The organism is Cytobacillus sp. T106, assembly GCF_040492155.1.
Classification (GTDB): domain Bacteria; phylum Bacillota; class Bacilli; order Bacillales; family Cytobacillaceae; genus Bacillus_AB; species Bacillus_AB infantis.
In genome coordinates, this window is record NZ_JBEUMK010000003.1 from 235566 (window position 1) to 260828 (window position 25263).

The following is a 25263-nucleotide window of genomic DNA, read 5'->3' on the forward strand; positions in this document are numbered from 1 at the left end:
CCAGCTATTATCTTAATTTTTTTATTCTATCACTTTGGCTAATAATGTCTGTAACTCTTACGCCAAAGTTCTCTTCTATAACTACAACCTCACCTTTTGCAATCAATCTGCTGTTGACCAGGATATCAACAGGCTCTCCTGCCAGCTTATCCAGTTCAACAATCGATCCTGCTGAAAGCTGAAGAATATCTTTTACAGAACGTTTGGTTCTTCCAAGTTCTACTGTGACTTGGAGCGGGATATCCAGAAGCATATCAAGGTTCTTGGCCTCAGTTTCCTGCAGCTGGTGAGTTTCAAAATTTGAGAAAGCTGCAGGCTGAACCTGCGGCTGCTGGGTCCCCGGGTATGCTGCACCAAAGTGCTGAGGGCTGCCCGGCTGCTGAACTTGGGTCGGCTGCTCAGGCTGCCTGTATACATCCCGGTTCTCCGGCATTTGATGTCCCTGTATTGGGGATGTGCTTTGCCCGTTATTCTGCATGCCTGAAATGCTGCCTGCTGCCGGTGCCTCTTCCTTTTTAAGCTCCACAGTCTCATCTTTTTGCATACTCTCTGGATTCATAAGCTCATGCACCAGGCTTTTCGCAAAGTTGAGCGGAAGCACCTGCATGATATTCGAATCTATTAAATCCCCGATACGAAGCCGGAAAGAGATTTTTACAATCATATCATCATCCGGGATTCTATCGGTTCCTTCACCCGCCTCAACATTCAGGATATCTATTGAAGGAGGTGAAATATCTACTTTCTTGCTGAAAATCGTAGACATTGAGGTTGCAGCTGAACCCATCATTTGATTCATCGCTTCCTGTACTGCACTAAGCTGGATTTCCCCTAATAGGTCTGCTGGATCTTTACCGCTGCCTCCAAGCATCAAGTCTGCTATTATAGCCGCGTCTTCCTGTTTAATAACCAGAAGATTGCTGCCTGAAAAGCCTTCCGTGTAGCTGACCTGTATGGCAACATAAGGATGCGGAAATTCATCCTTAAGTGATGTTACATCCAGCACAGTGACCGCTGGTGTAGTAATATCCACCTTTTGGCTCAGAAGTGTGGAAAGCGCAGTGGCTGAACTGCCAAATGAAATATTCCCTATTTCCCCCAGTGCGTCCTGCTCCATGCCAGTCAAATAGTCCTCAACATTAAAAACTGTATCGGAACTATCATCGTCAGTCCCTTTTAACAGGGCATCTATTTCATCTTGTGAAAGCATGTCATCACTCATCATTGCTGTCTCCCCCCTTAAATGTATCGAGTATCTGAATGGCTAATTTCTTATTTACTTTACCAGGCTGGCCATAAAATTTAGGAATATCTCCGATTTTAATCCGCAATGGTGCATCAATTGCCTGGTTGAGCTCAATAACATCTCCGCCATCCAGCATCAGGAAATCCTGAACAGTTATTTCTGAAATGCCCAGTTCAACAGATAGCGGCAGCTCAGCTTTTTCCAGGTTCTTCTCCAGACGGTTCAGTTCTTCCGGCTCTCTTTCTTTCTTCTCTGTCTGCATCCAATAATGGACAGAGAGCTTAGGAATAATCGGTTCCAGCACTACATGCGGTATACAAATATTGATCATCCCGCTCGTTTCGCCTATTGTAGTATTCAAGGAAATGACGACTACTGTTTCATTTGGAGAAACCATCTGAAGGAATTGAGGGTTAACCTCAAACTCTGCTAAAATGGGATCTATTTCCGTTATGTTGAGCCATGCCTCCCTGAGGCTCTCAAAGGCTCTCTCGAAAGTATTGGACATAATTTTAGTTTCAATTTCAGTGAGCGTATCCACCTTATTAAGGCTGGATCCCTTGCCGCCCATCAATCGGTCCATGACAGCATAAGCTATATTAGGATTCACTTCAATGATCATTCTTCCATCAAGAGGAGGAACTTCCAATACATTAAGAATCGTCATTTTTGGTATCGATCTGATAAATTCTTCATATGGAATTTGATCTGCCGAAGCGACCGATATTTGTACATGTGTCCTCAGTTGAGCAGAGAAAAAGGTCGTTAAAAGCCTTGAAAAATTTTCATGGATCCTTGTCAGGCTTCGGATCTGATCTTTGGAGAATCTCAATGCCCTCTTAAAATCATAAACTTTCACTTTTTTCTCAAATTGCTCTTTTTTGAGTTCATCTGCATCCATCTCGCCAGTATTTATTGCAGAGAGCAATGCATCGATCTCATTTTGGGATAATACCTCTCCTGCCAAAAACCTCACCTCCTACTCATTAGTTCAAGCTTTAATTGTTATTGGAGGAGAGACTCAGTTATATATACCTTCTCTACTTTGCCTTCCTGCATTAATGAATTGATTTTTGTTTTTAAATCGTCCTGCAGACTCTGCTTCCCTACCTTGCCCTGGAGTTCATCTGCATTTTTTTCTGACAGCTCTTCGATAATGATATTCTTCACCTGAAAATCTCGTTTTTCGAGCTCTTCTTTAGCTTTCTTGTTATCAGTCTGTACCTTGAAAGAAATGCGAATCAAATCATCGCTTGCCAAATTTGTAGTTATTTGCGGTATATCGACAGAAGCTTCAAGAACTTCTTCAATAGAGGGCTCCTTCTCCGTTTCCTCACCTGTAAACTTCATAACGACAACCAGGGCTACTGCCCCTACCAAGGTTATCGCAATTAATATGATCAGCATAATCATTACCAGTTTATTATTTTTCATCTTCTTCCTCGCAATCCCTGCCCAAAAGACTTACAGATTGATAGAAGGCTTTTGACAGCCCGCCTACCTCAGCTTCCGTTTCCTTGACAACATATTTCCTTCCATTTGTAAGGGTAATGGTTGTATCTGGAAAGGATTCAATAACTTCAATAAATAATGCATTGATGGTAAATGGCTTTCCGTTTAATCTAGTTAATTTAATCAAATTTAGAGGGTTAAAGAAAATTGATCTTTAACCCTTATCCCCCTTTAGCTTAACGTTTTAAATTTACAAGCTCCTGGAGTATTTCATCGGATGTTGTAATAATCTTCGTGTTGGCCTGGAATCCTCTTTGCGCTACGATCATTTCAGTGAATTCTTCAGAGAGGTCCACATTGGACATTTCAAGGAAACCTGATTCTGTTGTGCCGATTCCGTCTGTGCCTGCAAAGTTCAGTAAAGGAGTACCAGAGTTGTTTGTCTGACGGAACATATTGTTTCCGATTTTCTCCAGGCCGCCTGCATTAGGGAACTTAGCGAGCACAAGCTGTCCTGCCCATTTCAGTTCTCCATCTTTGTCAACAAATGACACAGAACCATCTTTACCGATGCTCATGCTTTTTGCATCAGTCGGGATTGTGATGGGGCCGTATTGTGGAGTAACACTGCCACCTGTGTATTGTGGAGGTTGAGTAGTGTTGTCTATTGTACCGTTCATTTCATCTGGTTCTGGAAATGTTAATTGAGTGGGATCAGTCTGGCCTGCTGCAGCAGAAAATCCGACCGCATAAAGCCCGTCGCTGTTAACCAGGCTACCATTTTCGTCCATATAAAAATTTCCAGCCCTTGTAAAACTAATATTATTAAAACCGGCAGTTGCATCAGCATTCCCTACCTGGAAAAATCCGTCTCCTGAAATCGCCAAGTCAAGCACCCTGTTGGTAGTCTGGAGGCTTCCGCCTTCATGCATGGTATCTATGGCTGCCATTTGAGCGCCTAGTCCTACCTGTTTAGCATTTACACCGCCTCTTGCAGCAGTCGGGCCGCTGGCACCGGAAATAGTCTGGCTCATCATATCCTTGAAGATGACCCTTCCTTTTTTAAACCCGTAAGTATTTACATTGGCAATATTGTTTCCTATAACATCCAGCTTGGTTTGAAAATTCTTCATACCGCTTATACCTGAATACATTGAACGCAACATAGTTGATTGCTCCCTTCTTATTGGCTGCTTCGATCATTCCGCAGCCTCAGCCTCCATTTAAGGTCCAGCTGAAAATTATTAGTCAATAATAATGGTTCCATTTATATTCGTAAAAATCTGATCAGCAGCTTCTTTTCTTTTCATAGCAGTGATAACTGTATTATTCTTCGCGCTTACAATCAGGGCCGCATCCTTTAACAAAACCAGGGATTCACTTACGCCCTTGCTTTTTGCTTCCTGCACCTTGCCTTCAATCTTCTGCCACACGCCTTTATCAATGACAATGCCTCTTTGGGTTATCCGTTCTTGGGCATGTTTACTGATCGACAGCTGTTTCCCGGAACCTAACGCGTTATGGAGATGCTGCGAAAAGCTGTTCTTATTGAATGGAACGGCGCTTTTTTTTCCGGCTATCTCATTTATTGTGGAAAGATGTGATTGAAGCGGCCGGAAGATCGGCTTAACCATCCACTCACTTCCCTTGTTTACTCGATTCTGGAAATTTGTTTTGCTGCAATGGAAGCATCGTTGTCAAGATGGAACATTGTCTTTCCATCTTTAAATGAAACAGCTTTTACGACAGCTGCAGCTTCATTGCCTTCATCGTCCAGATAATTGACTGTTTTACCGATCAGCATGCTGGATTCAAGCATACTATTCGTCCTTGAGGAGGAGTTCACCTCGGAAATATTAGCCGGCTCCAGTGTGCTGCCGTCTTCCATTACAAACACAACGCTGTTATTTACAAACTTAACAGAGTCTATCACACCAGTGCCTGTCTGTACGGCATCTTCAGAAGTTGGATCCTGTGTTTCATCCAGCTTGTGCCATGTAACTTCCTTGCCTACAAATTGGCTGTACGAGACTATGGTATTCTGTTCTTGCATCTGAACAAATTTATCCATTGATTTGCTCATATTGGTCATTTGCTCCAATGAAGAGAAAGTAGCCATTTGAGCAATAAAATCTTTGTCCTGAAGCGGATTTGTCGGATCCTGATTCTGAAGCTGAACCATTAGGATTTTTAAAAAGTCATCCTTGCCTAAAATATCATTTCCTGTCTGCCTCTCCGGTTTTTGGTAGTTTGCCAGCATCAGAGAAGGATCGATTGTATTTGCCATTTTATCACCTATACCTCAGTATTTAATAACACTTCCTCTAAAGCATCATTAAAATTCTCGTTTTGTTCTTTTGCTTCTGATTCCTTTTGGTGCTGCCTGTTTTGCTGGCTGCCGCTGCCCTCACGGTTATAAGCTCTTTCACCGTTGCCTGTCTGCAGGGCTATATCAATTTTGTCCACCTGTATATTCTGTGAACTTAGAGCATGCTTTAAAGAAGCAGTTTGCGATTCAAGCAGGTCTTTAGCACTTCCTGTAGACGTAAGTATCTTTGCCATCACTGTAGAGTCCTTTTGTATCAGCTCAATCCGGATAGATCCCAGGTGTTCAGGATACAATTTCAGGAATAGCTTTTGAATTCCTCCTGATCTGGTAAACTGGCTTTTTGATATTATGCTTTCAAATTGCTGGATCAAATCGTCAGCAGAAACCTGCTTTCCTTGCTTTTCCAGCATCAATGAGAGCTGTTCAGGTTTTGTCATCTGGTTCAGCTGAAAGAAAGGCAATCCTGCATTTACTTCTTTCACTTGAACATTTGATTGGCCGGATCCAGAGGATTCTGTGGAATTTATTTTCAGATTAGCGTTTAATTCTCTAGAAACCTGGGTAAAAAGGTTTTGCACATAAGTATTTTTTCCCTGATTGTTTGCTGGAACAATCAGCTGCTGGGCGACTGGCACCATTTCTTTTAGCATACTGTTCAGCTTTGATTCAAGAGGAAAATCCCCTTTAGCTTGTGCTACCAAATCATATGCCTTTAGAAATTTCATGGCATTTGAAAGATCACCCGCCTCAAGTTTGTTGAAAATTTTCTCAGGATTGTTCTGAAGCAGCAAACTCAATGAACTGAGCAGGCTTGAAATTACGTTTTCGCCAGGATCATTTACAGAAGATTCTTCAGCTTCTACCGCTTCTGTTTGCTTAAGTCCTTTTTCAGCTATATCTGCCTGAGTTTTTTTTACAATAGACTGAAAGTCTTCATTCATTTCTGCCAGCAGCGATTGAAGTTTGCCAACCAGATCTTTTAGCTGGTTTTCATCAAGGTTCAGGATATCCAGGATTAATGCAAAATCTTCTTCATCCCCATCCATAATTCTGTCAAGAATGGAAACTCCATCTTCCAGTTCGATTACGTCTTCAGTTGAGAGCAATCGGCTGAGTGATTCCGTTTCAGCCTGGGACAGAAATAATCTTGCAGGATCATTGGTTTTTATGCTTTCTCCAGGCACTGCCCCGTTCATGCTTGCTTCCATTATTCCCTTAAACAGGTTATTTGCACCAGCCGCTCCCTTTGCCTCTCCCAATAAAGCAGCAAGAGCCCCTAATCGTTCAATCTGCACATTTTCACCTCCTTTAATTCTGTCCGCCTGAGGCCGCTCCTTCAGTTTCATTGGTTAAAAGTTCAGTATATCTGGCAGCATTCTCCGGTTCTAAATTTTCCATTATGGAAGCGAGTGTATCTGGTTTCATACTGGACATAATTTTCAATGCTTCTGAATCATTTAAATTTTCGATGATAGGGGCTGCTTTTTTAGCTGACATCTGCTCATAGGTTGCAATGATCTCTTTAAAAGCTTTTTTATTTTCCTCCTGAATGGCCAGGAGCTCGTCAATCTGCTGCTGAAGCTGCTCTTTCTCTGCCGCCGACTGACTAATTTCATCTTCTTTTGACTGCATTTGCTTTTCAAGCTGCTCCAATTTTGCCTCTCTATCTTGTATGCCAGCCTGAAGATCGACTATTTTTGCTTCGGTTTCCTCCGGAGTAGCAGTTTCTTCCGCTTTAAAGTATGAAGAAACAAATGGTATTTTCCCGCTTATTTCTTTAGCCGAATCAAATACGTTAATGCCTGAAACAGTTAAAATGATTAATGTTAATGCAACTGCAAAGAGAATCGGTATAAAAATAATAATTATAAACGTTTGGAATTTGCTTCCCTTTTTCTCCTCTTTATCTTCCAAAGTTTTTGCCATGTCAGCCACTACCTCTCTCGATTCATATATGATTGAATTGAGATATCATCCATTAACCTGCTTTCTGTAAGCTTCATATCTTCAATAAAGGAATATAAATCTTTTTCTTTTATTTTTTCATATTTCTTGACTTCTATATTTTTCTCTACCAGTCTTTCCTGGTGATATACCATATGCGTCCTCGTGTTTATAACCATTTTTTGATAGTGATCAATAGTCTTTTCCAGGTTATTGATAAAAAATTGATGGTGCCTTATTTCCTGTACAGGGAGGCCAGTCAACAGTCTTTCATTCTGGTAGCCTTCTAGATCCTCTTTTTTCTTTAGCAGTTCGAATAAAGCTTCTGCCGCTTCTTCAAACCGTTTAACAGACTGGTTATAAACATCCAATGCTTCTTCTTTTTCTCTATTTTTTACGGTGAGAATTTTATCAAACCGGAAATTATAAGTCATATCCATCACCATTGCCCATTAATTGATGCAGTTGCCGGATGCTTTGCTCCATGGAAACTGGTTCGTGCGTACCTTGCTTAAAGAAAGAGAGAATTCGCGGGTATAAATTGATAGCTTCGTCTATTTCTCTTGATGTACCCTTTTTGTAAGCACCAATGTTGATCAAATCCTCGGAGTTGATATATGTGCTTAATTTGGCCCTTAATTGTTCGGCAGACTGTGTATGCTGGTGTGATACAATCCCATTCATAACGCGGCTTACACTTTTAAGAATATTGACTGCTGGATACTGTCCTTTGTTGGCAAGGTTCCGATCCAGTACAAAGTGGCCGTCGAGGATGCCCCGCACAGTATCGGCAATAGGTTCATTCATATCATCGCCATCAACCAGTACTGTATATAAGGCAGTAATGGATCCTTTTTTATTTGTGCCCGTCCTCTCCAGAAGCTTAGGCAGGATTGAAAATACCGATGGAGTGTATCCTTTCGTTGTTGGCGGCTCTCCAATCGCAAGGCCGACTTCTCTCTGGGCCATCGCAACCCTTGTAACCGAATCCATCATCAGCATTACATTCAGGCCTTTATCTCTGAAGTACTCTGCAATTGCAGTGGCAGTATATGCTCCTTTAATTCTCATTAATGCGGGCTGGTCGGATGTTGCTACGACCACTATCGATTTCTTTAAACCCTCAGGGCCCAAATCCTTTTCTATAAATTCCCTTACTTCACGGCCCCGCTCGCCAATCAGAGCAATAACATTCAGGTCAGCAGTTGTGTTTCTCGCTGCCATTCCCAATAAAGTACTTTTCCCAACGCCGCTTCCAGCAAAGATACCGACCCTCTGGCCTTTCCCAACGGTCAGCAGACTGTCAATCAACCTCACACCAACCTCTATGGGTTCTGTAATTGGCGGTCTCTCAAGCGGATTGGGAGGTTCCTGCTCTGTTTGTACTTTAGAAAGTCCCTTTGGCAGCGGAGTCCCATCCAGCGGAAGCCCCAATGCGTCTATCACACTTCCAACCAGACCGGTTCCCACTTTAACTTCCAATGGCTTGAGTGTAGCCTCCACCAGGCTTCCTGGTGAAATTTCCGTTATGGACGTAAAGGGCATAAGGATTATGTTTTCTTCTTTAAACCCGACCACTTCCGCTTTTATTATTTTGTTTCCATGGCTGCTGGCATGTATATAGCAAACATCCCCAATCGAGCTTTCAGGGCCTTGCGATTCAATCATTAAACCTATAACCCTTTTGACTTTTCCATATCTCTTAAACGTACTGATTTCATCTATGCGATCTATGAGATCTGCTGCCTTCATCTATTCACGCTCCAGCATCTCAACCAATTTTATTTTAAGCTCTTCCAGCTGGCTCGCTACGCCTGCGTCAATCCTTCCAGAAGGCGTTTCTAAAATACAGCCGTCTGCCTTCACTTCAGAATTGGGATAAATGTGCAGCGAGGTTTCCCGCGGAAAGACAGCTTCGAGTTCCTGTTTGCTTTCGAGTAGCATCTGATACTGATCCGGATGCACCAGCAAATTAACGCGTTCGGCTTCTCTTGCTTCATACAAAGAGTTTTTTATAAAGGAGATAAATAAATCTTGATTTTCTTCAAGTGATTTCCCTACTACCTTTTCAGCTGCCTTTAATGCAAGCCTGAGAATTACTTCTTCTGCCGACTCTATATATGATAAATAATCCGTTTTTGCTGCATCGATTATTTTCTCTGCATCCAGGATCTTGTCTGTATACTCGTTAAATCCTGCTTTGTGCCCTTCTTCTCTTCCATAGTTGAATCCTTCTTCAGAGGCTTTCATAAAAGCCTGCTGCTTTTCATTTTCAAAGGCTGCTTTTTCATCATATACAGCAGATAAAATTTCTTCAGACTGTCTTTTTGCTTTTTCTACAATATTTTCAGCCTCTGCCTGGGCATCAATTATTATTTTTAAATAGTCCTTACTGTTTTCCGCAGGTGGTTCTGCTTCATTTTTATTGGCTGAAATTCCCGTTATACTCTTAATGGAAATTACCTTTTGATCCGATACTTCCTGTTCAGCCCTGAATGATTTTATGAGCCTAGACAATGATGTCATCCCCTCCGCCGCGGGCAACCACAATTTCTCCGGTCTCTTCCAGGCGGCGGATGATAGCCACTATTCTTGATTGAGCTTCCTCAACATCCCGAAGCCTGACAGGTCCCATGAATTCCATTTCTTCCTTAAACGTTTCTACCATACGTGTAGACATATTTTTGAAGACGATATCTTTAACGTCATCACTGGAAACTTTCAAAGCAAGCATCAGATCTTCACTTTCACAATCACGAATAACTCTTTGAATGGCACGGCTGTCCAGTGTGACAATATCTTCGAAAACAAACATTCTTTTCTTAATTTCTTCTGCCAGTTCAGGATCCTGAATTTCAAGCGCATCCAGAATCGTTCTTTCCGTAGCTCTGTCAACACCATTCAGCACATCTACAACAGCTTCTATTCCGCCCGTCTGAGTATAATCCTGCGTGACAGTAGCTGAGAGCTTCCTCTCCAGAATTTGCTCAACTTCATTGATAATTTCCGGTGAGGTGCTGTCCATCACAGCGATCCTTCTCGCTATATCCGCCTGCATTTCCTGAGGCAGCTCTGATAATATCTGTCCTGCCTGGGCAGAGTCCAGATAAGAAAGGATAAGTGAGATGGTCTGCGGGTGTTCATTCTGAATAAAGTTTAAAATCTGGGCAGGATCTGCCTTTCGTGCAAAATCAAACGGCCGCACCTGAAGGGAAGAAGTAAGCCGGTTTATAATTAAAGAGGCCTGCTCCTGTCCGAGAGCTTTTTCAAGTACTGTTTTAGCATAGCCAATCCCCCCTTGGGAGATATAATCCTGGGCAAGGGCTATATTGTGAAACTCTTCCAATATACTCTCTTTGGACTGAGATTCTACTGTCCTCACCCCTGAAATCTCAAGCGTCAGCTTTTCTACTTCTTCCTCACTAAGGTGTTTGTAAACGGAAGCAGCAACATCCGGACCAAGCGAAATTAGAAGTATTGCAGCTTTTTGTTTACCAGTTAATTCTTTTTGGTTTTTTGCCACTTCTTTTCCTCCTAATCTTCAGCTATCCATGATCTTAAAAGTTTGGCAAAGTCTTCCGGTTTTTCTCTTGCCATTTTTTCGAGCTGCTTGCGGCGCATGCTGCCTTCAGTTTCATGTTCCTCATTAACGTCAGGTACCTTAATAGGGTCGAATACTTCCTCTACATCTTCAATAGCATCAGATTTCTTCCTTGAACGGATAAATAAGATGACCAGAACGATGATGATAATCAAAAGTGCCGCACCTATTGCATATACCCACCAAGGGATGGATGCTTCAGGAGCTTCCGCAAAATCTACTTTTCCATTGAATGGCTGGACAGAAACCAATATCTTGTTCTGTAATTCTTCATCGGTCAATTCGTTTTCCATTGTGTCTTTATTTATCGTAGTCCTGACTATTGAACCAAGCATCTGAGTGATATCGTCAACACGATCCTGCGGCAGAGAAGTTGGATCGTCTGCTTCTGGCGGCTCAACCATAACCTGGATTCCAAGATCACGCACTTTGTATGGACTTTCAGATATTTCTTTTCGGATTTTATTTACTTCATTATTGATTGTTTCTTCTATTCTTTCATAATCACCATTGGAACCTTCGGCGCCTTCAGGGTAATTTGCTACTTCATTTTCCCCTGCTCCGGCAACTCCAGCTGCGGCGGCACCATTTCCAGTGAAAGTTTCCGTGATTTTTTTAGCGCTCACTGCAATTCCTTCCATATTTTCTTCATCCACAGGCTGAACGAGGTTTTCTTCCCGGTTTTCCTGGGTAAAGTCAATATCGGCGGTAACAGAAACAGCAACTTTTTCTTGGCCCATCAATGTCCCGAGCATACTTTGTACTTGCCGCTGTACATCTCGTTCTATTTGCTTTTTAATTTCATGCTGAGCAGCAAAAGCCGATCCTGAAGTATCATTCCCGCCATCTTTCAAATCGAAATATTCAAAGAACTGATTAGTTATGACGATATTCTCAGTAGGAAGATTAGGAACACTTTTAGATACAAGATGATATAAGGCTTTTATTTGTGATTCCTCAAACTGGTATCCTGGTTTAGTGTTCAGCACTATTGATGCTGAAGCTGCTTCAGTTTGATCTGCAATAAAAATGCCTTTTTCAGGAAGGTTAACCATTACTTTTGCATCATTTATGCCATCTATGCCTTTTATAAGGTTCGAGAGCTCTGATTGCATGGCATCCAGCTTTAAAACATTGAATTCATTTTCTGTCATCCCAATTCCAGCATTCTGGCTGAAGAATGAATAATCAATACTCCCTGATTTAGGTATCCCTTCAGCTGCAAGTTCTACTTTCAGTGTATCGACCATTTCTTCAGGAACATTGATTGTTGTACCTCCATCCGAGATTTCGGAGGTGATGCCTCTTCCATCAAGATTCTCTTTAATCGCCCCTGTTTCAGAAGGTGATAAATTGCTGTATAGCGGAACCATCGTTGTTCTGGATGCTAATAAGACTCCTGCTGCAATAAGACCAAATAACAATAAGATAGACCCCAGCAAAAGAGTTTTCTGTTTTTTTGACCGGCTCTGCCAGTATTCTTTTATAGGATTTAAGTATTTTTGAACCGACTCTTTCATTACAATCCCCCGGTTAGTCTGTTTATTTCGGCAGGATTAATCCGCTAACTTCCATTCTTAGTAGCTTTTTAATCTCTTATTGTTAACTCTCTTATACTTGCATTCTCATGGTTTCTTGATATGCTTCAATCACTTTATTTCTTACTTCCATTGCAGCCTGCATAGTAATGCTTGCCTTTTGCGAAGCAATCATTACGTCATGCAGCTCAATCTTCTCACCGTTTGCCAGTTTTTGTGTCATCAGGTCTGACTCTTGCTGAGCACCATTTACTTCATTTATGGAAGCTTTTAAGAAATCCGCAAAACTTTTTTGTGATTCTGCTGGGGTTTTCATAGCAGTTTCTTTAATGCTGCCCTGCTGAAAAATTTTGCTTACTGGCTGGAAACTAATTCCGTTCATTTACTCCGCCCCTTATTTACCAATTTCCAAAGCCTTCATCAGCATGGATTTTGAAGCATTAAGTACTGTGATGTTTGCTTCATAAGATCTTGTAGAACTAACCAGGTCCACCATTTCTTTTAAGGGATCAACATTTGGCAACTGTACATAACCCTCTTCATTTGCATCTGGATGTTCCGGGTCAAAGACCATTTTAAACGGAGTTTCATCCTCTATAATTCTAGATACCTTAACTCCGTTCCCTGTATTGCCGCCTGAACTATTATTAACTGCCGTTTGAAACATTGAGGAGAATGTCTGGCCCTGCTGCTGCATGACGACTTCCTTCCGGCGATAGGGCTGCCACTGCCCATCTACTATTTTCCCCCGGGTAGAATCAGCATTTGCCATATTGGATGCAATAACATCCATTCTTAGTCTCTGTGCCGTAAGTGCAGAGGCAGTTACATTCATGCTATGGAACATCCCCATTTTTATTTGCCCCCTCTAATAACATTTTGCAGGCTTGAAAATTTACCATTCAGCCTTTCAACCAGTGCATTGTAATAGATTTGGTTTTCTGCAAGTTCTGTCATTTCTTTATCAAGATCTACATTATTACCATTATGATTATAAGATGTTGCTGCTTGTCTGATATGGATGCCATTTTGACCTTCTCCGTTTAAATCAAAGTGCCTGTAATCAGTTTTCTTAGTGGAAAAATTCCCTATCTCGTTATCTAGAACTGCTTTAAAACTCACATTTTTCGATTTGTAGTTTGGAGTATCGACATTCGCAATATTTTGCGAGATAGCTTTTTGCTTAACAGCAGAATAATTTACAGCACTTTCTAATGTACCGATCGTTCCTGAAAACAAACTCAATTTTTCCACTCCCTGCCATACATATGGTTCTTTTGTTAAAAATTGTTGAATTTTGATGAATATGGACGTTTTTTATAATCTAATCACTATTGTAATGAATTTGAAATAATATGTCTATGTACTTAAAGAAAAAATAACACTACATTTGTCCTATTTTAATAAAAGGTATAAAAATTGATAAAATTACCTATTCAAAGCAAATAAAATTAACGATCCAATATATTATGTTATTCAAACAATCATTCCTCCGCTATCTAACTAGGTTAATTTTCCTATTCCTTATTACTCAATAAAAACACACAAAGAAAAATATACGACAATACTTTTGGTTTGTAAATGGAATTTCTGCTAATTTTTTGTTACTTATTGCATTTTCTTGTAAATAAATAGACACATTTGAAATAATTCGAAAGAACAAGCTTACAGCTTTTGTTCAAAACTGAGCGCAGATTACCTGCACTGAACTCCTGTGTAATCATTTCCCCTATCCGAAACACTTTTGGTGCCTCCTTTGGATGGGGCTTCTTTTAGCTTTATTCTCATAGGGCAGTTGCAGCTACAGTTGTTGGAAAAAGTTCTTATATTAGCTACATTCCTTTTTATTAGTTCCTTCCTAAATATATTTAAAGGTTATAAAGGTAAGCAATACAGTATATCTAGCACCGGTTTAAAGCAACATTGGCACCTGCCTTAAACAAAACCATAAACTCATGCAAATAATATTCTTTATCTCCTTGACTCAAAAAAAAGAATCCGCACTAGGTGCGGATTCCCATTCATCAGTTTGTTTTCAGTTTTTCCAGTTCGACGAGGAACTTATCGTTCAGGACTTTAATATATGTTCCCTTCATGCCGAGTGAACGCGATTCAATGACTCCTGCGCTTTCCAGCTTTCTCAATGCGTTTACGATCACAGAACGCGTAATTCCGACTCTGTCGGCAATTTTTGAAGCAACAAGCAGGCCTTCTTTGCCGTTAAGCTCTTCAAAGATATGCTCGATCGCTTCCAGCTCACTGTATGAAAGGGAGCTGATAGCCATTTGTACAACAGCCTTGCTGCGCGCCTCTTCTTCGATCTCCTCCGCTTTTTCACGCAGGATTTCCATACCGACAACTGTTGCACCGTATTCGCCAAGAATCAGATCATCGTCATGGAACTGCTCCTGAAGCCTTGCGAGGATCAGCGTACCTAGGCGCTCTCCGCCCCCGATGATTGGTACGATCGTTGTCAGACCGTTCTTAAACAGCTCCTTGTTTTCAACAGGGAAAGCAGTATAATCGCTTTCTACATCAAGATTTGAAGACGTCTCCTGGATATTGAACAGGCTCTTGGTGTATTCTTCAGGGAATTGACGGTCTTCAAGCATTTTTTTCATGCGCTCATTTTCGATCTGCTGGTTTACTGCAAAGCCAAGCAGCTTTCCGCGGCGGCTTACCACAAAGATATTCGCTTCGATCACTTCACTAAGCGTCTCGGCCATTTCTTTGAAGTTTACCGGTTTTCCGGCAGCTTTCTGCAGCATTGCATTAATTTTTCTTGTTTTCGTTAATAAATCCATTGTTCTTCCTCCTATTGGCTGTGACACACTGCTTATTAAATGATATAACCTGTGTTCATCCCTTAGTGGCATTGGTACGTATGTGTTTGTTGTACCCTAACACCTTTTTGTTAAAACTATAAGATAAACTGGCTCAGGTCTTTATTGCGGGAGATGGCACCAAGTTTCTCCTCAACATACTGAGGGGTGATGGTCACCTTGCCCATTGAAATTTCCGGTGCTTCGAAAGACAGATCCTCAAGCAGTTTCTCAAGGATTGTATGAAGTCTTCTTGCGCCGATATTGTCTGTATTCTGATTAACCTCGTATGCCACTTCAGCGATTCTACGAATAGCATCGTCAGAAAATTCAATTTGTATACCTTCTGTTTCCAATAATGCAGTATATTGTTTTGTCAGTGCATTATCAGGTTCAACCAAAATTTTATAAAAATCTTCGACTGTCAGCTTTGTCAGCTCTACCCTGATCGGGAATCTCCCCTGAAGTTCCGGTATCAAGTCAGACGGCTTGGCGATATGGAATGCCCCTGCTGCCATGAAAAGGACATGATCTGTTTTGACAGAGCCGTATTTCGTAACGACCGTTGAGCCTTCAACAATAGGAAGGATATCACGCTGTACGCCTTCCCTTGATACATCGGCATTTGATCCTCCGCTTGATTTGCTGGCGATCTTATCAATTTCGTCAATGAAAATGATGCCGCTCTGCTCTGCCCTGAAGACAGCTTCCTGGGTCACTTCATCCATATCGATCAGCTTTTGTGCTTCTTCATTCGAAAGGACTTTGCGCGCTTCCCGGACAGTCAGCTTGCGCTTCTTCCTTTTCTTTGGCATAAGTCCGCTTAGCGCATCCTGCATATTCATGCCCATCTGCTCCATTCCGGAGCCTTGAAGCATATCAAACATGGACGGCTGCTGCTCTTCGACCTCGACGGTGATCAATTCATTTTCAAGCTCGCCCATAGCAAGCTTTTCCCTGGCGATCTTCCGTTTTTCTGTAAGGCTGTAATCCTCCGCTGGTTCATTTTCCTGATCCTGGCCGCCTCCGCCGCCAAACAGCATTTCCAGCGGATTTTTGTAGGAAGCTGCTTTTTTGCCTGAAGGGACGAGCATATCTACAATGCGGCGGTTCGCATTCTCTTCTGCCCTTTCTTTCACGCTTTGCATTTTTTCTTCCTTTACAAGGCGGACCGATGTCTCCACCAGATCACGCACCATTGACTCTACATCACGGCCAACATATCCGACTTCTGTAAATTTCGTGGCTTCGACCTTTACAAATGGAGCGCCGACAAGCTTAGCCATCCTGCGGGCAATTTCCGTCTTCCCTACACCGGTTGGTCCGATCATCAGGATATTCTTCGGGCTGATTTCATCGCGGATAGCTTCCTCGAGCAGGCCGCGGCGGTAGCGGTTCCTTAAAGCAACTGCCACTGCTTTCTTTGCATCTTTCTGTCCAATGATATATTGGTCAAGCCGTTCAACAATTTGTCTGGGTGTTAAATTTGTACTTAAGCTCATATTCAGCACTCCTTTGTATTAGCCGGCCAAGACGATCAAGCCTGTGGCGTCAGCCTCAAATTTCAGGCGCCTGCCCCGCAAACGGAATATCCGCTGCAGGGGAGCAGCCTTCTACAGCTCTTCCACTATTATATTTTCGTTCGTATATACACAGATTTCAGCTGCCACCTCAAGCGAAGACCTGGCGATTTCCTTTGCTGTCAGGTGTTCCCCTGCATATTTTTTCAGGGACCTTCCAGCAGCCAGCGCATAGTTGCCGCCTGAACCGATTGCCAATATCCCGTCATCAGGTTCAATCACTTCCCCGGTCCCGGAAATGAGAAGAAGATCTGATTCGTTCATGACAATAAGCATGGCTTCGAGCTTTCTCAGGACCTTATCGCTTCTCCACTCTTTCGCAAGCTCAACGGCCGCCCTTTGCAGGTTTCCATTATACTCCTCAAGCCTGCTTTCAAACAATTCGAACAGGGTGAATGCATCCGCCACCGATCCTGCGAAGCCTGCAATCACTTTTCCGTTGAACAATTTCCTGACTTTTCTTGCTGTATGCTTCATGACGACAGCATTTCCGAATGTGACCTGGCCATCCCCTGCCATGGCGCACTTCCCGTTATGCTGTACGGCAAAAATAGTTGTAGCATGAAATTGAGACATTGATTATTCCTCCTTTTGGAGCTTATGCCCGCGGGTGGGTGTTCAAATAGGTCTTGCGCAAATATTCATTTGTAACATGTGTATATACCTGGGTGGATGAAAGGAAGGCATGCCCCAGGAGCTCCTGTACAGTCCTCATATCAGCACCATTTGATAAAAGATGCGTAGCAAAGGAGTGCCGAAGCATATGCGGGTGAATAGTGCCTTCCAAAGAAGATTTCTGGATCATTTTATTTAATATTTCCCGGATGCCCCGCGGTGTCAGGGGGCCGCCCCGGAAATTGACAAATAGTCTGTCATGGCTTTCCCTGCCTGTTAACAGTTCTTTTCTGCCTTCAGTTATGTATAGCTCCAAAGCATCCTGTGCGAAGCTTCCGAAAGGGATATACCTGTCCTTCTGCCCTTTCCCATGCACCAGCACAGTCGATAAAGCCATATCGATGTCCTTCAGGCTGATCTGGCTGCATTCACTGACCCGCATGCCTGTGGCATACAGAAGTTCAAGGAGAGCCTTATTCCTTTTTCCAAGGGGGCTATCTGTTTCACAGCTTTCAAAAAGGCAGTTCAGTTCTTCTTCATAAAAAAATTCAGGCAGCCTTTTTTCCAGTTTCGGGAGCGAAACGGCAGAAAAAGGGTTGTCATTTGCCAGTTTCTCTCTTGCCAGAAACTTATAAAAGCTTCTGAGGCTGGATATTTTGCGGGCTGCCGATTTCCTGGAAAGCTTTTGCTCGTATAACCTGGTCAAATAAAGCCTGACATCAAAATATTCAACATCATTAACTGATTGAATGGCTTGTTCAGACATGAACAAGAAAAACTCTTTAATATCATGCTGGTAGTGTTCAATAGTATATTGTGAATAATTTCTTTCTATTTGTAAATATTCAATAAATGATTGTAACGAATCGTTCACATTTGGGCTCAAAATGATTCACCTCACAAGAGCTACTAAATAGTATCACAATTTAGTAGCCCATGCAATAAAATTTACATATTTTTCACAAAGTTCTGAATTGTTTCCAGCGCTCTGTTAGCATGCTGTTCATTGCGCTCCTGTTTGCCTTTGATCTTAACCGGCAGTTCAGGGAACAGTCCGAAATTGGCATTCATCGGCTGGAAGTTTTTAGAGTTTGTTGTCGTGATATATCTTGCCATGCTGCCGATGGCCGTTTCATGAGGGAATTCCAGAAGTTCTTTGCCCTCTGCCAGCCTGGCTGCGTTGATGCCTGCGATCAGGCCGCTAGCTGCCGATTCCACATATCCTTCCACACCTGTCATCTGCCCGGCAAAGAACAGGCCGTCACGGTTTCTGAATTGATAGGTTGCCTCGAGCACTTTCGGCGAGTTGATGAAAGTATTGCGGTGCATGACGCCATAGCGTACAATTTCTGCTTCTTCCAATCCCGGAATCAGCCTCAGCACTTCCTTTTGCGGGCCCCATTTCAGATGCGTTTGGAAACCTACTATATTATAAAGAGTTCCTGCCGCATCATCCTGCCTCAGCTGGACAACTGCATACGGGCGCTTGCCTGTCCGCGGGTCTTCCAGGCCTACCGGCTTCATCGGCCCAAACAGCATGGTTTTCTTTCCCCTGTTTGCCATCACCTCGATCGGCATGCATCCTTCAAAGAAAATCTCTTTTTCGAATTCTTTCAATGGGACCGTCTCGGCACTGATCAGGGCGTTATAGAATGTTTCAAATTCTTCTTCTGTCATCGGACAGTTGATATATGCTGCTTCCCCTTTATCATATCTTGATTTAAGGTAAGCCTTTTCCATGTTGATGCTGTCTTTTTCAATGATAGGCGCTGCTGCATCATAAAAATATAAATGATCCTCGCCTGTCAGCTCCTTCAGCTGCTTGGACAGTGACTCACTCGTTAGGGGACCGGTTGCAATGACAGTGATCCCCTCTGGAATTTCAGTCACTTCTTCATTCATCACGGTTACATTCGGATGGTTCCTGACCTGCTCTGTTACCTTTCCGGCGAATTCATGCCGGTCTACTGCCAGTGCTCCTCCTGCCGGTACGGCACATGCATCAGCCGAATTGATGATAACAGAGTCAAGCATCCTCATTTCCTCTTTCAGTACGCCAACCGCGTTTGTCAGGTTGTTGGCCCGGAGAGAATTGCTGCAGACCAGCTCGGCAAATTTATCTGTATGATGGGCCGGGGTCTGTTTTACAGGCCTCATTTCATACAGATTTACCTTTATTCCTCTTTTCGCGATCTGCCAGGCTGCTTCACTTCCGGCAAGCCCCGCCCCGATAACATTGATTGCTGCTTCTTTCATTTTACGAACCTCCAGGTATACTTATGAATAGTTAAACTGGTTTATTGATCCAGCCGGACTTCTTATCTCTTTTAAAGGGCCTGTCCAATCTTTAATTTTGTTCCCAAAATGGACGGCATTCATTCATATCCAATCTGCATTGTACAATACGTATGAAAAATAAAAAAGTTTCAAGCATTGCACTGCCATATTTTCCCGCGAAACAGAAAAGAGTGAGCATAAAGCCCACCCTTAGCCTTGCTTTTCTTCTTTATAGTCACATTCAATGCATTGAACCTGGACGCCCTTTTTAAGCTTTTTCTCAACCAGGACATTATCGCATTTCGGACACTGTCTGGCAAGCGGTTTATCCCATGAGATGAATTCGCATTCCGGGAACCGGTCGCAGCCGTAGAAGATGCGGCGTTTTTTACTTTTTCTTTCTATTATATTCCCCTCTTTGCAGTTCGGGCATTTCACACCGATTTCTTTCACAATCGCTTTTGTGTTCCTGCATTCAGGGAAATTTGAGCAGGCCATAAACTTGCCGTAGCGCCCCATTTTATAAACCATTTCATGTCCGCATTTTTCACAATCTTCTCCTGCGGGCTCATCCTTTATTTCTACTTCCTGCATTTCTTTTTCGGCTTTGTCCAGATGCTTCTCGAAATCTTTGTAGAATTCTTCGATGATATTCTTCCAATTTTCTTTGCCGTCTTCTACATCATCAAGATCCTGCTCCATCTTGGCCGTAAACTCGACATCCAATATTTCCGGGAAAAATTCGAGAATCAGTTCCAGGACTATTTCTCCAAGTTCTGTAGGGATGAAGCGTTTATTATCAAGCGCTACATAGCCGCGTTTCTGAATTGTATCCAGTGTCGGGGCAAAGGTTGACGGCCTTCCGATCCCGAGCTCTTCCAGTGTCTTTACCAGCCTTGCCTCTGTATAGCGTGGCGGCGGCTGGGTGAAATGCTGCTTCGGCTCAATGTCCTTTTTCAGGACCTCATCGCCTTCCTTCAGGTCGGGGAGCATATTATCTTTTTCTTCAGCCTGATCATCGCTGCCTTCGACATAAACCTTCATAAAGCCGGGGAACTTCACTTTTGAGCCGGTGGCCCGGAAGACAAGTTCCCCGTTCTTCAGATCCACACTCATTGTATCCATGATTGCGGATGCCATCTGGCTTGCCACAAAGCGTTCCCATATCAGTTTATACAGACGGAGCTGGTCTCTTGATAAAAATTCTTTAAGACTTGCCGGCTCCCGCAGGGTGCTTGTCGGCCTGATGGCTTCGTGCGCATCCTGTGCATTGGATTTCTTGGTTTCTTTCTTTTTCTCCCCAGGGAGATAGTCCTTGCCATAAGACTCTGTGATATAGCCTGCCGCCTCGGTCTGTGCGATTTCAGAGATCCGGGTCGAGTCTGTTCTCATATAGGTGATGAGACCGACCGTCCCTTCTGAACCAAGATCAATTCCCTCATACAGCTGCTGGGCAAGCATCATTGTTTTCTTAGCCCTGAAGTTTAATTTCCTGGCTGCCTCCTGCTGAAGGGAAGATGTTGTGAAGGGAGCAGCTGGATTCCGTTTCCGTTCCTTCTTTGAGACGGAAGCAACAGTGAACTTGTTCCCCTTCATCATTCCGAGGATCTCTTTTACATCCTGTTCTGATTTTAAGTCCGTCTTCTGTCCCTGCGCACTGTAGAAGGACGCTTCGAACACGGACTTTCCTTTCAGGAATTCACCATCAATTGACCAGTATTCTTCAGGGATAAATTCCTTGATTTCCTTTTCCCGGTCGATGATCAGCCGGACTGCCACCGACTGCACCCTTCCGGCGCTCAATCCTTTTTTTACTTTCTTCCATAATAAAGGGCTTATATTATAGCCGACGAGCCTGTCCAGGATCCTGCGCGCCTGCTGGGCATCCACAAGATCCATATTAATCGGCCGCGGTGTTTTAAATGATTCTTTGATGGCATCCTTTGTGATTTCATTGAAAACCACACGGCAGTCAGAATGGACATCCATGTCCAGGCTGTGCGCCAAATGCCAGGCAATGGCTTCCCCTTCGCGATCGGGGTCAGCTGCGAGATAGATTTTCTTGGCTTTCTTTGCAGCTGTTTTAAGTTCTTTCAAAACAGGGCCCTTGCCGCGTATCGTGATGTATTTTGGTTCAAAGCGGTTTTCCACATCAACGCCCATCTGGCTTTTAGGGAGATCTCTTATATGCCCCATCGATGCTCTTACTTTATATTTTTTTCCCAAGTATCTTTCAATCGTCTTCGCCTTGGCAGGCGACTCAACGATCACTAAATAATCTGCCATTAAACATCCTCCTTAAGAGGGATAAGATTGGCCGCCTGCTGTCATTTGCGGGCGGGCGGCGCTGATTTTATTTTATTTTTTGTTTGATAGTCTGCAGAAGCACGGCAGCTGCAGAATCCATTTTTAAATATTTTTCATCCTGCAATCCGGCAGGGGGTGAAATATTCCATTATTATTGTCCATGCTGCTATGGGTTGTCAAATCTCTGATAGCATCATGTATGGATGGCAAAACATGGCCGGCTCGACAAGCAAACGGTTACAGCCTGTTTTGCAGCCTTTACATTGCGTCTGTTGCACAATGTATAACAGATTTTAAATAATTTCAACCTTTTTGACATAAATTTTCTAATTTCAGACTATTTTCAGCAAAAATGCACTGTGATGAATTATACAATTCAAATGCATACTTTTATGCCTTTTTTAAGAAAATCTTTGTTCTGCCTAACGGGATTTCCTTAAAAATTAAGTTCTTCAAGTATCTCACTGGCATCTGCAATCAGCTTTGCGCCCTGCTGGATCAATTCATTCGTGCCTGCGGAAGCCGGGCTGAATATGCTGCCTGGCAGGGCAAACACATCCCTGCCTTCATTGACCGCATAATTTGCCGTAATCAGCGATCCGCTCTTGCTTTTTGCTTCTATTATAAAGGTCCCCTGGGAAAGCCCGCTGATGATTCTGTTCCTCATTGGGAACTGCCATCTGTCAGGCCGTGCATCAGGCGGATATTCAGAAATGACAAGCTGATCTTCCATCATCCTTCTTGCCAGCCGTTCATTGGATTTTGGGTAAATATGATTAAGGCCTCCAGCAATGACACCGATCGTCCGGCCGCCGAGCGAAATGGCTGTTTCATGCGCCTCGGCATCCACTCCGGCTGCAAGGCCGCTTACGATGGTCACTCCCTTTCCCACCAAGCCCGGAAATACTTTTTTTATTGCGCTCCTGCCGTATCCTGTTATCTGCCTGGAGCCTACAACCGCAAGCTTGGGATCCAGATGCAAAAAGCTGATGTCTCCTTTTGCGTATAGCACCCAGGGAGGCTGATAAATTTCCTTAAGAAGCGGTGGATATTCAGGTTCAAATATTGTAATGCAGTGAATGCCGTATTTCTCGTATTGTCTGATTTTCTCTATCGTTGTCTCCAGGCTGCTGTTAGTCGGAAAAAAGAGTTTACGATCGGGTTCAGAGAAAGCTGCTGACAGGGAGGTTTTCATGTGGGGATCTTTCTTTAGGAAATGATAAATGCTGCTCCAGGAGCTTTTGTGATGGAGGGAGATAAATTTCAGCTTGAATTCGTCCATTTGCGGACCTCCTGATAGGATTTTTTAGAGAGGGAGTTAAAAGAAGGAGAAATAGTCCCCTTGAGGCAAGGGGACCGGAAAGTCTGATCTATAGGTTTAGTGCGTTTTGCATTCGTCGAAAAGGCCTTTTTCTTTCAGGACTTTAATCAAAGTTTCACCCATTACGGATGGAGTATCGGCAACCTGGATTCCGCATTCATTCATCACACGGATTTTTTCGTCAGCAGTGCCTTTACCTCCTGAGATGATGGCGCCGGCATGGCCCATGCGCTTCCCTGGAGGTGCAGTGCGGCCGCCGATAAAGCCGACAACAGGCTTTGTCATGTTAGCTTTTACCCACTCTGCTGCTTCTTCTTCAGCCGTTCCGCCGATTTCACCGATCATGATGACCGCTTTGGTTTCCGGATCTTCATTGAATGCTTTTAATACATCGATGAAGTTTGTTCCGTTGACAGGGTCTCCGCCGATTCCAACTGCAGTGGACTGGCCGATTCCAGCCTGTGTGAGCTGGTGGACAGCTTCATACGTCAATGTACCGGAGCGGGACACTACGCCGACATGCCCTTTTGTATGGATATATCCTGGCATGATCCCGATTTTGCACTCATCAGGTGTGATGACGCCAGGGCAGTTAGGACCTACCAGGCGGGTCTTCTTGCCTTCCATATAACGTTTCACTTTAACCATATCAAGAACAGGGATATGCTCTGTAATACAGATGGCCAGGTCGAGCTCTGCATCTACCGCCTCAAGGATGGCATCTGCAGCAAAAGCAGCAGGAACATAAATGACAGAAGCGGTTGCGCCTGTTTCTTTGACAGCTTCCTGAACTGTATTGAATACAGGTACTCCTTCCACTTCCATGCCGCCCTTGCCTGGAGTTGTGCCCCCGACAATCTGTGTGCCGTATTCCAGCATCTGCTTTGTATGGAAAAGGGCAGTTGAACCTGTTATCCCTTGAACTATTACTTTTGTATCTTTATTAATGAATACACTCACGTCAAATTCCCCTTTCTTAACCTACTAGTGAAACGATTTTTTCTGCCCCGTCACTCATGGAATCCGCTGCGATAATATCAATATCGGATTCTGCGAGAATCTTTTTGCCAAGGTCTACGTTTGTGCCTTCAAGGCGTACAACAAGCGGCACTTTCAGGCCAACCTGCTTTGCAGCCTCTACAACGCCTTCTGCAATGACGTCGCATTTCATGATTCCGCCAAAGATATTGACAAAGATTCCTTTTACATTCGGATCAGAAAGGATGATTTTGAATGCTTCCGTTACTTTCTCTGCTGTTGCACCGCCCCCAACATCAAGGAAGTTGGCAGGGTCGCCGCCGTAATGCTTGACAATATCCATTGTCGCCATTGCCAGGCCGGCACCGTTGACCATGCATCCGATGTTTCCGTCAAGGGAAATGTAGCTTAGGTCATATTTTGAAGCTTCGATTTCTTTTGGATCTTCTTCTTCCAAATCACGGTACTCAAGAATATCCTTTTGGCGGTACAGGGCATTTGAATCAAAATTAAGCTTTGCATCAAGTGCCATTACCTTGCCGTCGCCAGTGACAACAAGCGGATTGATTTCTGCAATAGAGCAGTCCTTCTCAATATAAGCATTATAAAGCGCGAGCATGAACTTTGCTGCCTGGTTGACAAGCTTGCCCGGGATATTGATATTGAAAGCGATGCGGCGCGCCTGAAAAGCTGTCAGGCCGATGACCGGATCGATTTCTTCCTTGAAAATCTTTTCTGGTGTTTTTTCAGCAACTTCTTCGATTTCTGTGCCGCCTTCTTCAGACGCCATCAGCACGACACGGGAAGTTGCACGGTCAAGCACAAGGCCGACATAATATTCTTTCTGGATATCACAGCCTTCTTCAATCAGGAGGCGCTTCACTTCTTTCCCTTCAGGGCCTGTCTGGTGCGTGACCAGTGTTTTCCCCAGGATTTCAGATGCATATGTACGTACTTCATCGAGGTTTTTCGCAACCTTGACGCCGCCCGCTTTTCCGCGTCCGCCGGCATGGATCTGCGCTTTAACTACAACTACCTCTGTGCCAAGTTCTTTGGCTGCTTCTACTGCTTCTTCAACTGTAAAAGCGACCTTTCCATTCGGAACCGTTACCCCGTATTTTCTGAGGACTTCTTTTCCCTGGTACTCATGAATATTCATTTCCCATCCTCCTATCAAGCTCTTCAAAAAATAGACTGCGCTTTCATTTTATAAAATGAGCACACCCTTGTCTACAATTATGATTAAAATATTA

The 25263-nt window shown here is 43.4% G+C and carries 26 protein-coding genes; all 26 read right to left on the reverse strand.

What is annotated here, in order from left to right; all coding sequences use genetic code 11:
- Positions 1-7: 7 nt before the first annotated feature.
- Positions 8-1225 (reverse strand): flagellar motor switch phosphatase FliY, encoded by a 1218-nt coding sequence (fliY, locus tag ABU165_RS08810; protein WP_094767451.1) that lies wholly within the window; start codon positions 1223-1225, stop codon positions 8-10.
- Positions 1215-2213, reverse strand: coding sequence for a flagellar motor switch protein FliM (gene fliM, locus ABU165_RS08815; protein ID WP_094767452.1), 999 nt, complete (start codon positions 2211-2213; stop codon positions 1215-1217). Before fliM ends, fliY begins: the two co-directional genes overlap by 11 nt.
- Before the next feature lie 38 nt (positions 2214-2251).
- The gene (gene fliL, locus ABU165_RS08820; protein WP_318060095.1) at positions 2252-2680 is read right to left on the reverse strand and encodes a flagellar basal body-associated protein FliL; all 429 of its coding nucleotides are present in this window, start codon (positions 2678-2680) and stop codon (positions 2252-2254) included.
- Positions 2670-2885, reverse strand: coding sequence for a flagellar FlbD family protein (locus tag ABU165_RS08825; protein WP_318060096.1), 216 nt, complete (start codon positions 2883-2885; stop codon positions 2670-2672). The genes fliL and ABU165_RS08825 overlap by 11 nt, the downstream gene beginning before the upstream one ends.
- A 49-nt stretch (positions 2886-2934) precedes the next feature.
- Positions 2935-3864 (reverse strand): flagellar basal body rod protein FlgG, encoded by a 930-nt coding sequence (gene flgG, locus ABU165_RS08830; protein ID WP_094767455.1) that lies wholly within the window; start codon positions 3862-3864, stop codon positions 2935-2937.
- A gap of 78 nt (positions 3865-3942) precedes the next feature.
- Entirely contained in the window at positions 3943-4332 is a 390-nt protein-coding gene (locus tag ABU165_RS08835) for a TIGR02530 family flagellar biosynthesis protein (RefSeq protein ID WP_318060097.1), read from the reverse strand.
- 17 nt (positions 4333-4349) lie between these two features.
- Positions 4350-4985 carry a flagellar hook assembly protein FlgD gene (gene flgD, locus ABU165_RS08840; protein WP_318060098.1) on the reverse strand — a complete coding sequence of 212 codons (636 nt, stop codon included), beginning with the start codon at positions 4983-4985 and terminating at the stop codon, positions 4350-4352.
- A gap of 8 nt (positions 4986-4993) precedes the next feature.
- Positions 4994-6322: a flagellar hook-length control protein FliK gene (locus tag ABU165_RS08845; RefSeq protein WP_318060099.1), complete on the reverse strand. Its 1329-nt coding sequence runs from the start codon at positions 6320-6322 to the stop codon at positions 4994-4996.
- A 13-nt stretch (positions 6323-6335) separates the two neighbouring features.
- Positions 6336-6941: a MotE family protein gene (locus ABU165_RS08850; protein ID WP_318060100.1), complete on the reverse strand. Its 606-nt coding sequence runs from the start codon at positions 6939-6941 to the stop codon at positions 6336-6338.
- 20 nt (positions 6942-6961) lie between these two features.
- On the reverse strand, positions 6962-7405 hold the full coding sequence (gene fliJ / locus ABU165_RS08855; RefSeq protein ID WP_094767460.1) for a flagellar export protein FliJ: 444 nt from the start codon (positions 7403-7405) through the stop codon (positions 6962-6964).
- Entirely contained in the window at positions 7395-8723 is a 1329-nt protein-coding gene (gene fliI / locus ABU165_RS08860; protein WP_318060101.1) for a flagellar protein export ATPase FliI, read from the reverse strand. The genes fliJ and fliI overlap by 11 nt, the downstream gene beginning before the upstream one ends.
- Positions 8724-9488 carry a flagellar assembly protein FliH gene (fliH, locus tag ABU165_RS08865; RefSeq protein ID WP_318060102.1) on the reverse strand — a complete coding sequence of 255 codons (765 nt, stop codon included), beginning with the start codon at positions 9486-9488 and terminating at the stop codon, positions 8724-8726.
- Positions 9481-10494 (reverse strand): flagellar motor switch protein FliG, encoded by a 1014-nt coding sequence (gene fliG / locus ABU165_RS08870; protein ID WP_094767463.1) that lies wholly within the window; start codon positions 10492-10494, stop codon positions 9481-9483. The genes fliH and fliG overlap by 8 nt, the downstream gene beginning before the upstream one ends.
- Positions 10495-10505: 11 nt before the next feature.
- Positions 10506-12092: a flagellar basal-body MS-ring/collar protein FliF gene (gene fliF, locus ABU165_RS08875; RefSeq protein ID WP_094767464.1), complete on the reverse strand. Its 1587-nt coding sequence runs from the start codon at positions 12090-12092 to the stop codon at positions 10506-10508.
- Positions 12093-12183: 91 nt separating this feature from the next.
- On the reverse strand, positions 12184-12492 hold the full coding sequence (fliE, locus tag ABU165_RS08880) for a flagellar hook-basal body complex protein FliE (protein WP_094767465.1): 309 nt from the start codon (positions 12490-12492) through the stop codon (positions 12184-12186).
- Between the two features lie 12 nt (positions 12493-12504).
- On the reverse strand, positions 12505-12963 hold the full coding sequence (flgC, locus tag ABU165_RS08885; RefSeq protein WP_094767466.1) for a flagellar basal body rod protein FlgC: 459 nt from the start codon (positions 12961-12963) through the stop codon (positions 12505-12507).
- A 2-nt stretch (positions 12964-12965) separates the two neighbouring features.
- A complete protein-coding gene (gene flgB / locus ABU165_RS08890; protein ID WP_248137946.1) occupies positions 12966-13355 on the reverse strand; it encodes a flagellar basal body rod protein FlgB in 390 nt (129 codons plus the stop codon).
- Positions 13356-14134: 779 nt separating this feature from the next.
- A complete protein-coding gene (codY, locus tag ABU165_RS08895) occupies positions 14135-14914 on the reverse strand; it encodes a GTP-sensing pleiotropic transcriptional regulator CodY (protein WP_094767468.1) in 780 nt (259 codons plus the stop codon).
- 116 nt (positions 14915-15030) lie between these two features.
- Entirely contained in the window at positions 15031-16434 is a 1404-nt protein-coding gene (gene hslU / locus ABU165_RS08900; RefSeq protein ID WP_224950217.1) for an ATP-dependent protease ATPase subunit HslU, read from the reverse strand.
- Positions 16435-16545: 111 nt separating this feature from the next.
- Complete coding sequence (gene hslV / locus ABU165_RS08905) at positions 16546-17088, reverse strand: ATP-dependent protease subunit HslV (protein ID WP_009795911.1); 543 nt, start codon at positions 17086-17088, stop codon at positions 16546-16548.
- 22 nt (positions 17089-17110) lie between these two features.
- Positions 17111-18013 carry a tyrosine recombinase XerC gene (gene xerC, locus ABU165_RS08910; RefSeq protein WP_035403504.1) on the reverse strand — a complete coding sequence of 301 codons (903 nt, stop codon included), beginning with the start codon at positions 18011-18013 and terminating at the stop codon, positions 17111-17113.
- A gap of 62 nt (positions 18014-18075) precedes the next feature.
- A complete protein-coding gene (gene trmFO / locus ABU165_RS08915; RefSeq protein WP_009795913.1) occupies positions 18076-19383 on the reverse strand; it encodes an FADH(2)-oxidizing methylenetetrahydrofolate--tRNA-(uracil(54)-C(5))-methyltransferase TrmFO in 1308 nt (435 codons plus the stop codon).
- A gap of 231 nt (positions 19384-19614) precedes the next feature.
- Positions 19615-21690, reverse strand: coding sequence for a type I DNA topoisomerase (topA, locus tag ABU165_RS08920; RefSeq protein ID WP_318060103.1), 2076 nt, complete (start codon positions 21688-21690; stop codon positions 19615-19617).
- Between the two features lie 457 nt (positions 21691-22147).
- Positions 22148-22993, reverse strand: coding sequence for a DNA-processing protein DprA (gene dprA, locus ABU165_RS08925; protein WP_318060104.1), 846 nt, complete (start codon positions 22991-22993; stop codon positions 22148-22150).
- 96 nt (positions 22994-23089) lie between these two features.
- Positions 23090-23992, reverse strand: a complete 903-nt coding sequence (gene sucD, locus ABU165_RS08930; RefSeq protein ID WP_009795917.1) for a succinate--CoA ligase subunit alpha — start codon at positions 23990-23992, stop codon at positions 23090-23092.
- Positions 23993-24008: 16 nt separating this feature from the next.
- On the reverse strand, positions 24009-25169 hold the full coding sequence (gene sucC, locus ABU165_RS08935) for an ADP-forming succinate--CoA ligase subunit beta (RefSeq protein ID WP_009795918.1): 1161 nt from the start codon (positions 25167-25169) through the stop codon (positions 24009-24011).
- Positions 25170-25263: the final 94 nt, after the last annotated feature.

What these genes read in the sequence shown, in the direction of transcription:
- fliL (WP_318060095.1), bottom strand. Translation starts at nt 2,680, where the DNA reads ATGAAAAATAATAAACTGGTAATGATTATGCTGATCATATTAATTGCG.
- flgD (WP_318060098.1), bottom strand. Translation starts at nt 4,985, where the DNA reads ATGGCAAATACAATCGATCCTTCTCTGATGCTGGCAAACTACCAAAAA.
- flgC (WP_094767466.1), bottom strand. Translation starts at nt 12,963, where the DNA reads ATGGGGATGTTCCATAGCATGAATGTAACTGCCTCTGCACTTACGGCA.
- codY (WP_094767468.1), bottom strand. Translation starts at nt 14,914, where the DNA reads ATGGATTTATTAACGAAAACAAGAAAAATTAATGCAATGCTGCAGAAA.
- fliY (WP_094767451.1), bottom strand. Translation starts at nt 1,225, where the DNA reads ATGATGAGTGATGACATGCTTTCACAAGATGAAATAGATGCCCTGTTA.
- trmFO (WP_009795913.1), bottom strand. Translation starts at nt 19,383, where the DNA reads ATGAAAGAAGCAGCAATCAATGTTATCGGGGCGGGGCTTGCCGGAAGT.
- sucC (WP_009795918.1), bottom strand. Translation starts at nt 25,169, where the DNA reads ATGAATATTCATGAGTACCAGGGAAAAGAAGTCCTCAGAAAATACGGG.
- fliI (WP_318060101.1), bottom strand. Translation starts at nt 8,723, where the DNA reads ATGAAGGCAGCAGATCTCATAGATCGCATAGATGAAATCAGTACGTTT.
- hslV (WP_009795911.1), bottom strand. Translation starts at nt 17,088, where the DNA reads ATGTCTCAATTTCATGCTACAACTATTTTTGCCGTACAGCATAACGGG.
- flgG (WP_094767455.1), bottom strand. Translation starts at nt 3,864, where the DNA reads ATGTTGCGTTCAATGTATTCAGGTATAAGCGGTATGAAGAATTTTCAA.
- topA (WP_318060103.1), bottom strand. Translation starts at nt 21,690, where the DNA reads ATGGCAGATTATTTAGTGATCGTTGAGTCGCCTGCCAAGGCGAAGACG.
- hslU (WP_224950217.1), bottom strand. Translation starts at nt 16,434, where the DNA reads ATGAGCTTAAGTACAAATTTAACACCCAGACAAATTGTTGAACGGCTT.
- fliJ (WP_094767460.1), bottom strand. Translation starts at nt 7,405, where the DNA reads ATGACTTATAATTTCCGGTTTGATAAAATTCTCACCGTAAAAAATAGA.
- dprA (WP_318060104.1), bottom strand. Translation starts at nt 22,993, where the DNA reads ATGGACGAATTCAAGCTGAAATTTATCTCCCTCCATCACAAAAGCTCC.
- fliE (WP_094767465.1), bottom strand. Translation starts at nt 12,492, where the DNA reads ATGAACGGAATTAGTTTCCAGCCAGTAAGCAAAATTTTTCAGCAGGGC.
- ABU165_RS08835 (WP_318060097.1), bottom strand. Translation starts at nt 4,332, where the DNA reads ATGGTTAAGCCGATCTTCCGGCCGCTTCAATCACATCTTTCCACAATA.
- fliF (WP_094767464.1), bottom strand. Translation starts at nt 12,092, where the DNA reads ATGAAAGAGTCGGTTCAAAAATACTTAAATCCTATAAAAGAATACTGG.